The organism is Nitrospiraceae bacterium (assembly GCA_020632595.1).
Lineage (GTDB): Bacteria > Nitrospirota > Nitrospiria > Nitrospirales > UBA8639 > Nitrospira_E.
In genome coordinates this window covers 91,386-103,994 of the sequence record JACKFF010000001.1, presented here as the reverse complement: position 1 = coordinate 103,994, position 12,609 = coordinate 91,386, and the positions used below count along the sequence as shown (strand labels likewise).

General features: G+C 51.7%; 11 protein-coding genes. 5 read left to right on the top strand and 6 right to left on the bottom strand.

Translation table 11 applies throughout. The features are described from left to right. The first annotated feature begins 67 nt into the window (after positions 1-67). Positions 68-1,237 carry a hypothetical protein gene (locus tag H6750_00470; GenBank protein ID MCB9772784.1) on the top strand — a complete coding sequence of 390 codons (1,170 nt, stop codon included), beginning with the start codon at positions 68-70 and terminating at the stop codon, positions 1,235-1,237. A 364-nt stretch (positions 1,238-1,601) separates the two neighbouring features. Here the strand turns inward: H6750_00470 and H6750_00465 are convergent, their stop codons facing one another. From H6750_00465 to H6750_00455, 3 genes are all read right to left on the bottom strand, one after another. Then, on the bottom strand, positions 1,602-2,129 hold the full coding sequence (locus H6750_00465; protein ID MCB9772783.1) for an N-acetyltransferase: 528 nt from the start codon (positions 2,127-2,129) through the stop codon (positions 1,602-1,604). A 278-nt stretch (positions 2,130-2,407) separates the two neighbouring features. After that, positions 2,408-2,824, bottom strand: coding sequence for a hypothetical protein (locus tag H6750_00460; GenBank protein ID MCB9772782.1), 417 nt, complete (start codon positions 2,822-2,824; stop codon positions 2,408-2,410). 676 nt (positions 2,825-3,500) lie between these two features. After that, positions 3,501-5,486 (bottom strand): protein-L-isoaspartate(D-aspartate) O-methyltransferase, encoded by a 1,986-nt coding sequence (locus tag H6750_00455; GenBank protein MCB9772781.1) that lies wholly within the window; start codon positions 5,484-5,486, stop codon positions 3,501-3,503. Positions 5,487-6,295: 809 nt separating this feature from the next. On the opposite strand from H6750_00455, the gene H6750_00450 reads away from it, so the two are divergent. The 3 genes from H6750_00450 (at position 6,296) to H6750_00440 (ending at position 8,248) form a co-directional block, all read left to right on the top strand. Next, the gene (locus H6750_00450; protein MCB9772780.1) at positions 6,296-6,586 is read left to right on the top strand and encodes a type II toxin-antitoxin system prevent-host-death family antitoxin; all 291 of its coding nucleotides are present in this window, start codon (positions 6,296-6,298) and stop codon (positions 6,584-6,586) included. Beyond that, on the top strand, positions 6,583-7,014 hold the full coding sequence (locus H6750_00445) for a type II toxin-antitoxin system VapC family toxin (protein ID MCB9772779.1): 432 nt from the start codon (positions 6,583-6,585) through the stop codon (positions 7,012-7,014). Before H6750_00450 ends, H6750_00445 begins: the two co-directional genes overlap by 4 nt. Before the next feature lie 319 nt (positions 7,015-7,333). Next, positions 7,334-8,248 carry a prolyl oligopeptidase family serine peptidase gene (locus H6750_00440; protein MCB9772778.1) on the top strand — a complete coding sequence of 305 codons (915 nt, stop codon included), beginning with the start codon at positions 7,334-7,336 and terminating at the stop codon, positions 8,246-8,248. A 900-nt stretch (positions 8,249-9,148) separates the two neighbouring features. On the opposite strand, the gene H6750_00435 is transcribed toward H6750_00440, so the two are convergent. Continuing rightward, the gene (locus H6750_00435; protein ID MCB9772777.1) at positions 9,149-9,832 is read right to left on the bottom strand and encodes an outer membrane beta-barrel protein; all 684 of its coding nucleotides are present in this window, start codon (positions 9,830-9,832) and stop codon (positions 9,149-9,151) included. Between the two features lie 565 nt (positions 9,833-10,397). Between H6750_00435 and H6750_00430 the strand changes: the two genes are divergently transcribed. Further along, positions 10,398-10,619: a type II toxin-antitoxin system HicB family antitoxin gene (locus H6750_00430; GenBank protein MCB9772776.1), complete on the top strand. Its 222-nt coding sequence runs from the start codon at positions 10,398-10,400 to the stop codon at positions 10,617-10,619. Positions 10,620-11,694: 1,075 nt separating this feature from the next. On the opposite strand, the gene H6750_00425 is transcribed toward H6750_00430, so the two are convergent. Continuing rightward, entirely contained in the window at positions 11,695-12,048 is a 354-nt protein-coding gene (locus H6750_00425; protein ID MCB9772775.1) for a DUF5615 family PIN-like protein, read from the bottom strand. Continuing rightward, positions 12,045-12,284 (bottom strand): DUF433 domain-containing protein, encoded by a 240-nt coding sequence (locus H6750_00420; protein ID MCB9772774.1) that lies wholly within the window; start codon positions 12,282-12,284, stop codon positions 12,045-12,047. The genes H6750_00425 and H6750_00420 overlap by 4 nt, the downstream gene beginning before the upstream one ends. Positions 12,285-12,609 lie beyond the last annotated feature (325 nt).

The following is a 12,609-nucleotide window of genomic DNA, read 5'->3' as shown; positions in this document are numbered from 1 at the left end:
GTTGGGTGCTTATGTCTGGAGCGTCGATGGAAGGAGGGCCTGAGAGCAGGCTTTCTGGGGTTGGTCTATGAAAGATATATCTACCGTTAGGGCAATCATGACCGGGTTCGCTGAGCGGACGGGCCTGAAGACCCCGGCTCGACCGCCTCGTCGCTATCTCTGGACCGATGCGTTTGCCGTTTGCAACTATCTGGAACTTTTCCGTCAGACAGGGGAGGAACATTACCAGGAAGATGCCATACGTCTTGTCTCTCAAGTCCACCGTGTCCTGGGGCGACACCGGGAGGACGATTCGCGCCAGGGATGGATCAGTGGATTGGACGAACAGGAAGGAGAGCTGCATCCGACCCGAGGCGGCCTGAGAATCGGGAAAGCGCTTGCTGAACGCGGACCGGATCAACCGTATGATGACCATTTGGAATGGGAACGGGATGGGCAGTATTTTCATTATCTGACCAAATGGATGCATGCCCTCGATTGTCTGGCACGGGTGACGGGAGATGCCGTGTATAACCGGTGGGCTTTGGAACTGGCCGGGATCGCCCATGCCCGCTTCACCTATACACCCTGGGGTGGTGGCCCCAAGCGCATGTATTGGAAAATGAGCATCGACCTCTCCTATCCCCTGGTCCCGTCCATGGGGCAGCACGATCCGCTCGACGGGCTGATCACTTACCAGCAAAATCGTGCGACAGCTGTGAGATTGGGCGATCCCTATGCAGACAGCCCTCTGGGGCCAGAGATTGCTGAGATGATCGCGATGTGTGAAGGGATGACATGGAGGACGGATGATCCACTGGGAATCGGTGGACTTCTTTCCGATGCCCACAGACTGACACAATTAATGAGCAGTGCCAATTTGCGCGAATCAGATCGATTGGTCTTGCTCTTGCGAGATGCGGAGCTTGGTCTGAAGGCTTTTGTCCGGAGCCGGTCCCTGAATGCCTCTGCCGATTACCGTCTGGCCTTTCGCGAGTTAGGGCTATCCATCGGCCTCCATGCCATTGTGAAGATGCAGAAAGCCATCGAACTGCATCCGGAGAAATTTTCCAACCCACAGGAGTTGCGGGCCAGCCTGTCGGGCCTTGGGCGTTTTCTTCCATTGATCGAATCCATCGAGGCCTTCTGGCTTGAGCCGGGCAATCAACAAAGTCACAGTTGGACCGGGCATCGTGATATTAACAGCGTGATGCTGGCGACCAGCCTGGCACCGGATGGGTATTTGGTTCTTCAATAACAATCACGCGACTTGGTTATGCCTGGCGAATTCCTCATCAGCGACCCACAAGGTCAGGGTGCCGGGCGTATCGCTACGATAATGCATGCTAAGCGACCTGTTTAGTGATGACTCGCATCACCGGTTTCGTAGGAAAATTCTGTAACAGGGAATTTGCAAAATTGAATCAGTTGAGTGTCTTGAGGTTGGCAATGCTTTGCAAGAAGGGATCTATAGGGAACGTAACTATTCTTGTCGACAGCGGGAGGCAACTTGCTGGAAAGATGTGCACAAGCGTCGCAAGGAAATATCCAGACAACCCGTTTGATATCCTGAACGGAAAACCCGTGTCCGAATGTCCCGGTATCGGCCAGAAAGGGATGATTTAAGGAGACCACAAGGCGGGTTTGAGCCACTGGGGAGGGACGGACAGTTTTCCGTCATAGGGTATGGTTGTCCCGCCCAAGCATTGTGACTGCCATGCTCCGCTATACTCAGTTGGCAAGTGGAATGGCGGCTCTACAAGAGTCTCTGGCACAAACCCAAGGCGGCCATAGTATGCAGGGTCACCCAGTACACATACTAAGTTTACGTCGGCGTCTTCAAGCCGTTTTAGGCCAGCAAGCACCATTGCACTCCCGATGCCACGTCTTTGCCAGGCTGGCGCGACAGCGAGTGGCCCGAGCAGGGCAGCTTTGACGCCACTTCCGATCATGCCGCATTTCGTGAAGATGGCATGTCCTACAATCAACAAGTCAATCGTCCCGATGAGCGAAATGGCAATTGCCGCATCCTGCAAAAGGTCCCGCACGAGCGGAACCAGATCCTCGTCCGGGAACGCTTCGGGATATAATGACTCAATTGCAGCGACATCACCTTGCACACTCTCGCGAATCTGAAGTTTGTCAGACATTGCGTTATTCGCGAATACAGGCAGTCGTTGAAACAACCGGCGACCGCCTTGTGGCCGCTTTGGGTCGGTCCCCAAACAAGCTTTTCTCAACAAAAAATTTCGCAACTCGTAAAAATGTATTGTCCTGGTCTGCAATAAGTTGCTGATTGCGTTAAGCAGCGTTCATGTAAAGTTAATGGCATACCTTCCTCTTTGAGCATAACAAGGATTCTAAAGATTCCCTGATTCCAAAAACCATCCTGGATGCAATATTGCCGTTTGTTTTTGGCTCAAAGTCCTCACTCAGCCCCAAGGGCTTTGGCTGCTTTTTTCACATCCTTTTGGTTGACCCACAAAATGGCCCCGCAGCGTCCTGCGCCACCTGTCACGGCCGCGGCCGCCCGTATGTTGATTTTCGCTTCTGCGAGTTTTGCAGCATACGGAACGAAGGCCCCCATTTGATCCTTATCATCGATGACAAAACAGGCTTTGGGACCTTTGATATTCCATTTGGCCTTTTTGGCGGCGGCCGTAAACTTTGCAGGGTCGACGGGCACACAGTCGACTTGGGCTTTCCCGTTTTTTTTCGGAAAAGCCAGAAAGGCTAACAGGTTAACCTGGGACTGTTGTAGGTGCTCCAGGAGCTTGATGCCTTGTCCCGATTTATGGGGAACCATCATTTTGTAATACTTGGCAAGTCGGACGGAATTGGGCATGGGGACCTCCTCATGTTTGGGAACGTTTGTGAATCTTTTGAGTGATGACTGGTGTTCTCCTGGATTATTTCGTCTGTGATGGCTAGAGAAGGATCATAAACAATTTATGGTTCTGACTTTACAGCAATATTATTTATATCGGAAATCTATTTTGAGGTCTTCGAGTTGAGACCCGTTGGTCGGTGAATGAGTCCCTTATTCTTCCCGAACTCGCGTATCACCGTGCTTTTCTGTATTGCCGGGTTTCGGCCCGGCAGCCGAGCCCCTTTTGTTTCGGCAAAAGGAGCCAAAACCATTGACGCCCCGCCCGGCCCCACGAAATGAGATGGACGCAAGCCACAGGAGGGCGAGCCAACTCGCGGCGCTCAAACAAGGCTCGCCTGGTCATGAGAGCGTCCATCCAGAGGGCCGGGCGGCAGGCGTTGGACATTGGGAGATGAACATTTCAGGTATCCTGCTGAAAGAGTGTGGAGCCATACTTTCTGTATAATCCCTAAAAAATGTGCTGCAGTAAGTTTCTATCACGTCTGCTGAACTTTTCAAACGGTAAAAGGGAAGAGTGTTGTTGGAGGAAGAATGTGTGTGCACAGCGATGTTTAAGGGACAGCCCTGCATGATCGTACCAACCGGGATGAGGGGCTCATTGTAGCATGGTTGGGTAGTCTTTCCCTAACAATTACAATCCAAAGGGGAAGGTATCCGGCATATCTTTAGTCGTCTCTCTGGTGAGTGCTTCAACAGCTCGCGTCTCATCAAACCAGATATATTCGTCAAATTGGTGTGGTAATGAAGCATAAAAATAATGGCTCTGCAACTCGGTTTCGGGCCGATAAATCACCCCAATCGCGCGTTCCAGTCTTTCTTGCAGAAGTTTTTCGCGGGTGATGTTCTTGAGTGGTTCCCTGAGAGGTAGGAGAAAGTTGTCGGCCTTCACTTCATGACACAGATATTCATAACTGTCTGGATGCGATGGACGAACCTGCTTGATTTCCATCGGGCCACCCCATTCTGATGCCGCGGCAACGGTACCATGGTCGGTGCCAAAGCCAATCAGATAGGCCGCATCGCCATATGCCTGCCGCACCAGTTGCCCGACATTGAACTCACCACGAGCACTCATCTCCGTGGCCCGTGCGTCACCGACATGTGAATTATGTTCCCAGATCACGGCCTTGGCATCCGGGCCTCTGAAGTCCAGAACAGACTGCAAGGTTTCAAACATGTGCTGGTCACGCTGGTTCCAGGAGCTATTTTCGGCAAAGTACATCGTACGATAATAGCGTTCGGCATTACTTACCAGGCGTGCATTTTGTTCGGCGTTGAAAAAGCGTTCTCCGTCTGCCCGGGAATATTCCATGCGCTTCTTGTGCAAATCCTTCAGCATCGCCAGGACTTCATGCTCGCATTCCCGGTACTGTCTGGTCATGGTGACGCGGCCATACATTGCGGGATCACTGGCCCATGGCATCAGGCAACCATAGCGAACCCGCGCCACTTCTGCTGTTTTCGGGTCCACTTTTTCCAGATAATCCAGGACGACTTCAATGGAGCTGTACAAGCTGTACAGATCCAATCCGTAAAAACCCACCTGCTGATGAGGATCTTTAATGGTGTCATTATGGGCTTTTAACCAGGAAAGGAAATTCAGGACAGAATGATTAGCCCACATCCAGGTAGGGAAGCGGGAAAATGGCTGACTTTTCAGGAACGGATCGGGCGAGGAACCATGAATATAATGATCGATAGAGGCTGCATCAGGCCAGTCGGCTTCTACCGCAATAACATTCACGCCCTTCTGTTCAATTAATTCCCGCGTGATTCGCGCACGCATATCATAGAACTCGGCGGTGCCATGCGAGGCCTCACCCAGCAAGATCAGGCGACTATCACCGATGCGGTTCATGAGGTGATCCAGCTTCACATGTTTAATGCTGGCAAAGTGTTCACTCGATTGCCCAATCAACTCGGGTAGGCTTGCTTCGAAATCCTCCCTGGCGGGTGTATGCCCAGCTTCGTCTTCCCAGCCAGCCGCGCCAATCAGTGGGACAAAACGTACACCGCCCATATCCTCTTCCTGATATTCATGCTCGCTTATGCGTCGAAGCCGGATGAGTTTTTGTGTGCGCAGGGTCGAGCCCACGGGGATCACGAGACGGCCACCGATGGCCAACTGGTCTTTCAGGGGTTGAGGTACTTCGGGTCCGCCTGCGGTGACAACAATGGCATCATAGGGGGCATGTTCCGGCCATCCCAGGGTTCCGTCTCCATACAGGACCTGAATGTTGCGATAACCCAGTTCCGCGAGGCGTGTGCGTGCGGTGTCCACGAGTATTTTATGTCGTTCGATGGTATAGACTTCTTGAGCAATTTCCCCCAATATCGCCGCGGCATATCCGGAACCCGTCCCGATTTCCAACACGCGGTCTTCCGGTTGTAATTCAAGCGCAGCAGTCATCAACGCCACGATGTAGGGTTGAGAAATGGTCTGGCTGGCTTCGATCGGTAGTGGCGAGTCACGATAGGCAAATTCAACAAGGTCTGTGGCGAAGAATTCCTCACGAGGGACGGCGTTGATGGCATGAAGCACCCTTTGGTCGTGGAGGCCACGAGCCACTAACTGCTGATCAATCATGTCCTGTCGTAACTTATTGAACGTGTTCATAAGTGACTCCTGAGGATGTCCTTTTTAACATGATGCCAATAGTCACATGGTATTAAAAAAAAATTGAAAAAATTCTCCAAGCGATTCTGTAAAATTGATTCCGCAATAATGGTGCCAATTGATTGCCTTTCAGTATAAGGCAATCAATTCCATGACCCGCTTCCGTTTTTCCGCAATAAGAGCCATTCAATAAAAATTTCGCTAGGGTGGGAATTCGTGAATTAAGGAATGCCTAGGAGACGCACCCAGAAAATTTGTGGGGCAAATTTCTACACAGGTCGCCTTACAGAAGTCTTTGGATAAGGGAATGGTCTCTTAGGGGATAAGACGCATACTTTTTTGAGGCACAATGAGCAAAATGCTGGTGGGAAATTTCAAATTGAAAATGGTGAACGGGGTAATCCCTGTCCGTCGAGGATAGGGTCAACTCCCGATCGTGGTTTGCGGGCAGCCGCGCCCGTGTGGCGACCCGCATTTGTCTGACCGCTCCAGGGTATCCCGATGTTCTGCATGGGTCAGGAGTTTCTTGAGGACAAGCAATGGTCGGAGAACTTTGAATGACTTCAAAATCCACTGCCAGCCAATAGCCTATTAGGTTTTGCACGCTGAGATGATTCCTGTCAACCACCTTTATTTGGACCGCCTATTTCCCTTTTCTTGGTAGTGTGCCCTTCGCAATCAAAGAATGAGAGTTGTGCAGAAGTGGGAGAATCACAATTTCGCTATTGAATAGACTGGGTGTATAGGGTATCTTTAAGAAGTGGCTACGGTAGCTACAAAATCGAGTTCAGCACGATGGGATTGATTTTATGAGTACAGTCGGCATTAAAGAGCTGAAGAACCGTCTCACCCACTACTTGCGCCTGACCCAAAAAGGGGAGGAGGTGATCGTGACCGATAGGGGACAACCTGTTGCGGTGATTCACCACATCACCTCAGATCAACTGGTCTTGACCCGGGAAGGGCGGCTGGCCCAATTGGCTGCACAGGGTAAGATCTGTCTCCCTTCACGTAAATTGGCCACGCGACTCAAGCCTGTACCCTACAAGGGGCCTTCCGCGGCTCAAGCGGTGATCGAGGACCGTGAGCGCGCGACGTGATCTATTGGGATACGAGCGCGCTGGTGAAGCAATTCCTCGCTGAGGTGGGAAGTGAGGAAGTGCTTGCCCTTCGAACTCAAGATTTGCCTCACGCCACCTCCATGATCACGTATTCTGAAATCTTTTCCGCTTTGCGACGCCGTGTGCGAGAGCGATTTCTTCCTGCAGGGCATTATCGTACAGTCATAGATCTCTTTAAACGTGATTGGCCGGCGTTCGTTCGAGTCCAGCTCGATGAAGAAATTATTATGTTGTCTGCCAAGCTTATTGAACGACACCCACTCAGGACTCTGGATGCGATCCATCTTGCTTCCGTCCTCCAGCTTCAGCAATTGGTCGGCGAGCCCTCCCTACTTGTGTCTTCCGATAGTCAGCTGCTTCAGGCCGCCAGAGCCGAGAACGTAACCGTCCGTCATATTGCTCTCTAGGAGCCTGTCGGACGTAGGAAGAATCGGTTGCAAAAGTGTCTCAGCGGTCCATATTCCACCGCTTTCTTGGCCCATAGTCCCACTATGGGCCTGCGAAATCGTCACAATCTGGCCTCGCTCAGCCGCTTTTTCGCTTTCGATCCCCTAAGTCCGACAGACTCCTAGGCATTTGCTGATCAGCCGGTTTGTGAGCTTTAAATCTTGCAAATTCTCCGGGTCACGAAATAAGCCCAATCCCGTCACGGTTTCGAAAATGTTCCTGGTTCCTTTATATGTCATCCTTGAATAAAGAGCTTTTCTTGGCCCTGAGGAGAATCCTGTGAGCTGGAAATTGCTGTATTGGATCCTTGGGCTTATAGTTGTCTTGCCATTGTTCAATTTTCTGCTGGGTGTGCATCCGCCAAGATTTCAAACGGATGATGACCCCAAGCGCTACGGGTTGGACTACGAATCGGTTTCATTCCCCACCTCTGATGGGTTAACCCTGAGAGGGTGGTTTATTCCCACAGCCTCTGCAGCACGGGAATCATGGCGCCAAGGAGGGATGGCATGGAATACGTGCGGGACTGTCCTGGTGGGCCATGGCTATCCTTTTGATAAAGCCAATATCCTTCGGCATGCGCTCTTCCTGCATCCCCGCTTTCATCTTCTCCTGTTTGACTTCCGGTATTTCGGTGAGAGTGATGGTGCCTATACCACGGCGGGTCTATTAGAAACCCGTGATGTCCATGCCGCCGTTGAGTATGTCAAAAGCCGGGGCGATGTGAATCCGGAACGAATCGGGGCGCTGGGGTTTTCCATGAGCGCATCAGCCTTCATCATGGCTCGGCATCCCGATGTCAAAGCCATTGTGGCCGATAGTCCCTATGGCACTCTGGAAGGACTCATTGCCCGGCAGTTTTTCTTCTTTCCGGGCTTCACGAAATGGCCGCTTGTCGCACTGACAAAATTCTATGCCCGGCTCTTCCTGGGTGTACGAGTCAATGATGCGGTCCCGTCCGAAGTCGTGCGGAATCTTAACACCCCTTTGCTGATTATCCATGGGGATGCCGAATCGCAGATCCCTCTTGAGCATTCGCGGACCATTTACGCCAACGCCGATCCCGAAAAGACAGCGCTCTGGATTGTCCGGGGGGCTGACCATGGCTTTGCCCATGGGCTGGAGGGACCTCGATATGAGGTGCGAGTGAGAGAGTTCCTTGAGAAGCATTTGTGCGCAGATGCACCTACCTAAAGGGTGTGTAACGCCGGTGGATTGCGTGAACTTCTGGCTTCTCCGCTCATTCCTCCCCCGTCATTTCCCACATTCTTTTTTGGGAATCCATTTTGTTTTGCTCCCTTCAATATCTGTTGGAACATGGGGTATGTGTTGAGCCAACTGTAGTGTCCAAGTGGTTATTGGTATTGCCGGGTTTCGCCCCGGCGAACGAGCCACTTTTGTTTCGGCAAAAGTGGCCAAAACCAGTGACGCCCAGACAGGCTTCATTAGATGGGACGGACGCGAGCCTTAGGAGAGCAGACCAACTCGCGGCGCTCAAACAAGGTCTGCTGAATCACCAGAGCGTCCGTCCCTGGAGCCTGTCAGCAGGCGTCGGATAAGGCAAAGAGGGAAAGGGAAAGTGAATTTTCACATACCACGTTCCAAAGCTGCAGGAGCAGCTTTGGTGTTGGCGCGATTTTTCTTAGGAGATTAGAGTAACACTGAATCCCGTGGCCTTGTGGCGAGGCCAAGTCGTGTAGCCGACTGCGGAGGAAGGCGCGCATTGTTTGAGCCCTTCGACATGGCTCAGGGTAGACTCCGCGAGTTTGCGCCCCGCCGGAGTCGGCTGCACGGCGCAGGGGACCCGAAGGGCCACGCCTCGGCCACCATGGTTTTGGGTCCTTTTGCCGAAACAAAAGGACCTCGGCTGCCGGGACGAACCCCGGCACAAAAAGATAGCAAGTAGGCGCCGGTTCCTACTTTGGATACAAGTCAGTCTTGCCCAGGGAAGCAGACATGGGAGCCGCTCCGGCCGGACCAGCTCAGATGGTCTCGACTTGAAAGATGTATGCGTGCAAGTCCTGACCCCAACTACTTCTCTGGGTAGGCTTATTTAGGTTCATAGGGTCGCTATCAAGGATAGCCTTTCAATCACTAAAAGCGAAAGGAAATACCCACCAGGAAATAATGTGTGGTCAGTTTGGCTCCCAGATTTTCAAAATTTATGGTGCCCTCCTCATTCTGACGACTATAATCCCTGGGAATTGACTTATCGTTTATATCTAAATACGTAAATCGATATTCGGTAAAGATCCCCCAATGTCGATGTAGACGCCACAACATGCCCCCTCGTACATCAACACCAAAACCATCCATGTTTTCCTTAATCTTGGTTTTGCCACCATCGTTTTCGAACTCAACAGTGCTTTTAGAAAAACCGAATTCGGGACCGACCCCAAAGTAGGGCTCTAACCTTCCCTGAGGAAACTGTTCATTCGGGAATAAGGGATACCGCATCATCATCAAGAGGGAGAACCCATAAACGGGAATCTCAATATTGGCGTTTTTGGCGTCAGCCTTAAAATACGAGCCATCAAACGCCACGCCTAGCCAGGGAATGGTCTTCGTCCAGTAGGTCACGCGTCCCCCTACCGTCAAGGCATTTTTGAATTTCGCATCCTCCTTGAGATCTTTGGAAGTAGTGACGGGACTCCCTGAAAATGGCACATTTCGCACCTGCCCTTCCACTTGACCATTCTCCGTCTTGGCCAAACCCCCATAGAAATCCACCTCGAATTCTGCCCGAACAGAAGGAGTCCATCCTGCGTTCACTCCCATGATAAGAAACCAGATTAGAAAATATTTCGACAATCTTTTGCCCTGCACAAAAAGCCGCCTTCCCTTCATCCGGTCAGAATTTTATGCACTCGCTTTTTCATCGCTACCCCTTTTGGGTCGTTAGCACAGGGCCAACCATTCCATCTTTGATTTAAGACGAGCAAAAGAAATGCCTGTATGGAGATACGCGGAAAAGTTCTAAGAAACTAGTTAGTTAGGAGAGGCATACGTGGGCGGAAGGGTTGCCAAGATGAGGCGCGTTTCCCTAACCGGTTGGTGGGGAGTGTTCCAAAAAAGGGCAAAGGGTACGTAGCATGAAGCGGCGGGGGAGATCCTAACCACTAACCCCGCCATAAAGTTGGGCTTGTGCGCATACCACGTTCCAAAGCCGCAGGAGCAGCTTTGGTGTTGGCGCGATTCGTATCAGAAGATCAGACCATAATTGGAATCTCGTTCTTACAGTTCCGGCCTTGTTCAAATTTCCTCATCCCGAGGAAAGTTTCCCACTACCTGAAGAAGGGCAGTGTGATAATATCCGAAGTGATGTCATAAGGAGGAGAACCCCATGTCGAATGTAGAATCCTTCAAAATTGAACTTGAGCAGGAAGATGACGGGCGATGGATTGGTGAGATTGCTGCCCTGTCGGGGGTGATCGCCTACGTGTCAACCAGGGAATACGCATTGGTAGCCGTGCAGGCCTTGGCTTTGCGTGTGTTAGCTGACCGATTAGATCACGGTGAGGTAGCGCCGGACGAATTGATGAACGTCTCTTTTGTTGGCGCATGAGTCAATGGGCATCGACGTCAGCAAAACGGGTGCTGGCGGCACTTCTCAGGCTCGGGTGGCGCATCAAACGTCAAACCGGGTCGCATAAATCCTCACACGGGAAGGATGGCCAAACGTCGTGTTTGCGTTTCATGATGGCGAAACTCTAGGACCAAAAATATTGGCTCGAATTGCCAAAACTACCGGGCTGCATTCTGAGGATCTCTAATCTCATTATCGAAAGCCTCAAGTTCAGACGGTTCCTTCCCAAAACAACACGACTCCTCAAAACGACATAACCCGACGAATCCCTCTACTTTTCCCTCCGTCATTCCCAACTTTTTTTATTGGGAATCTATCTTGGGTTTTTCAATCAATGCCTGGTGACAGATGCAAGACTGTGCCCTAGTATTCCAAACTATGGTGTCTACATGATGATTGGTATTGCCGGGTTTCGCCCCGGCAGGCGAGGTCCTTTTGTTTCGGCAAAAGTGGCCAAAACCACTGATTCCCTATCCGGCCTCATTTGTATGAGTAAACGCGACCTTTTGGAGGGCGGTCCAACTCGCTGCGCTCACACAAGGCCCGCCGGATGATCTGAGCGTCCGGGCCGGGCGGAAGGCGCCAGACCTTGGGAAGGTGTGTAAGTCGGGTTTTCTAGCCGTGGTATCTATCGAAGTTTTGATGTTGCTGAGGTTCGTTCCAGAAGATTAGAGCAACACAGAATCCCGTGGCCTTGTGGCGAGGCCAAGTCGTGGAGCCGAGTTCGGGTGAAGGCGCGCATTGTTTGAGCCCTTCGAAAAAACTCAGGACAGGCTCCGCGAGTTTGCGCGCCGCCGAAGTCGGCTCCACGGCGCAGGGCACCCGAAGGGCCACGCCACGGCCACCATGGTTTTGGGTCCTTTTGCCGAAACAAAAGGACCTCGCCTGCCGGGGCGAACTCCGGCACAAAAAGATATCACGAATGCGCCGGTTCATTTTTGGGATATCAGTTATCCTTCCCCTGGGAAGAAGGCATGGGAGCCAACCCGGTTGGACCAGCTCAGATGGTCGTGATTTGAAAGATGTATGTTTGCAAGTCCTGACCCCGCCTCCTTTATCCGTGGATAGTGAGTGCCGTTCGGCCTAGTTCCACGAAATCATTTTCGATGAGCGCGCGTTCCAGGTGAACAAGATTTGTGAGGAACAGTTGCAGGAGGGCTGCATTATCAATATTGCCGGTGGAAACCAGTAAGAGCTTGGGTGGACTGTGTTGGAGATGAAAGGTGGTGACGAAGTCACTATCCTTGGTAATCAGGATGCGATCCTCGCGAGTGGCAAGGGCGGCCAACTCTTCGTCCCGCGTATGGTTCCCGTGTGGAAGGTCTAGGGTATGGAGTGTGTCGTAACCGGCCCGCGTCAATTCTTTAGCGAGGTATTGGGGTAGTTGCGCATCGACAAGGAATTTCACCCCACCACCGGCTCAATTCGTTGTACACGCGCTAGTCGTGCCCCGAACGCACAGGCGGCTTGAAGATCAGCCTCCTCCAAGTCCGAATAGTCGCCTAAGATTTGCTTATTCGACATGCCGCTGCTCATGAGTTCCAATAACCAATCGACCGGATACCGCAGCCCACGGATGCAGGGTTTGCCGTGACAAATCTGAGGATCAATCGTGATGCGGGATAACAGTTGTTCACTGGGCATAGTGGAAGAATACCCCACTTCGACTACCCTGACAAGAAGGGTGAGACAGATGCCTGCGAATGGGTGGCTCTAATTTCCATGGCAATATACTCACTGCCGAATAGTCTGTTTGAACTGAGTGCCCGTCTTCCCCGCCTCAGCGTGGAAAAAAAAGCCATTTCACAAACGTAGTGTCTTCTCTGTCTTTCCCGACACGTGTTTTGGGGAATCCATCTTGGTTTATCACCTTCCTCAACTGTTGGAACATGGGACATAAGTTGAACCACCTTTAGTGTCCAAGTGGTAATTGGTATTGCCGGGTTTCGCCCCGGCGAACGAGCCATTT

Bases quoted from the DNA above. Each gene is read 5' to 3' on its own strand.
- H6750_00435 (MCB9772777.1), bottom strand. From the start codon at position 9,832: ATGGGAGTGAACGCAGGATGGACTCCTTCTGTTCGGGCAGAATTCGAG.
- H6750_00460 (MCB9772782.1), bottom strand. From the start codon at position 2,824: ATGCCCAATTCCGTCCGACTTGCCAAGTATTACAAAATGATGGTTCCC.
- H6750_00470 (MCB9772784.1), top strand. From the start codon at position 68: ATGAAAGATATATCTACCGTTAGGGCAATCATGACCGGGTTCGCTGAG.
- H6750_00430 (MCB9772776.1), top strand. From the start codon at position 10,398: ATGTCGAATGTAGAATCCTTCAAAATTGAACTTGAGCAGGAAGATGAC.
- H6750_00420 (MCB9772774.1), bottom strand. From the start codon at position 12,284: ATGCCCAGTGAACAACTGTTATCCCGCATCACGATTGATCCTCAGATT.
- H6750_00450 (MCB9772780.1), top strand. From the start codon at position 6,296: ATGAGTACAGTCGGCATTAAAGAGCTGAAGAACCGTCTCACCCACTAC.
- H6750_00455 (MCB9772781.1), bottom strand. From the start codon at position 5,486: ATGAACACGTTCAATAAGTTACGACAGGACATGATTGATCAGCAGTTA.
- H6750_00465 (MCB9772783.1), bottom strand. From the start codon at position 2,129: ATGTCTGACAAACTTCAGATTCGCGAGAGTGTGCAAGGTGATGTCGCT.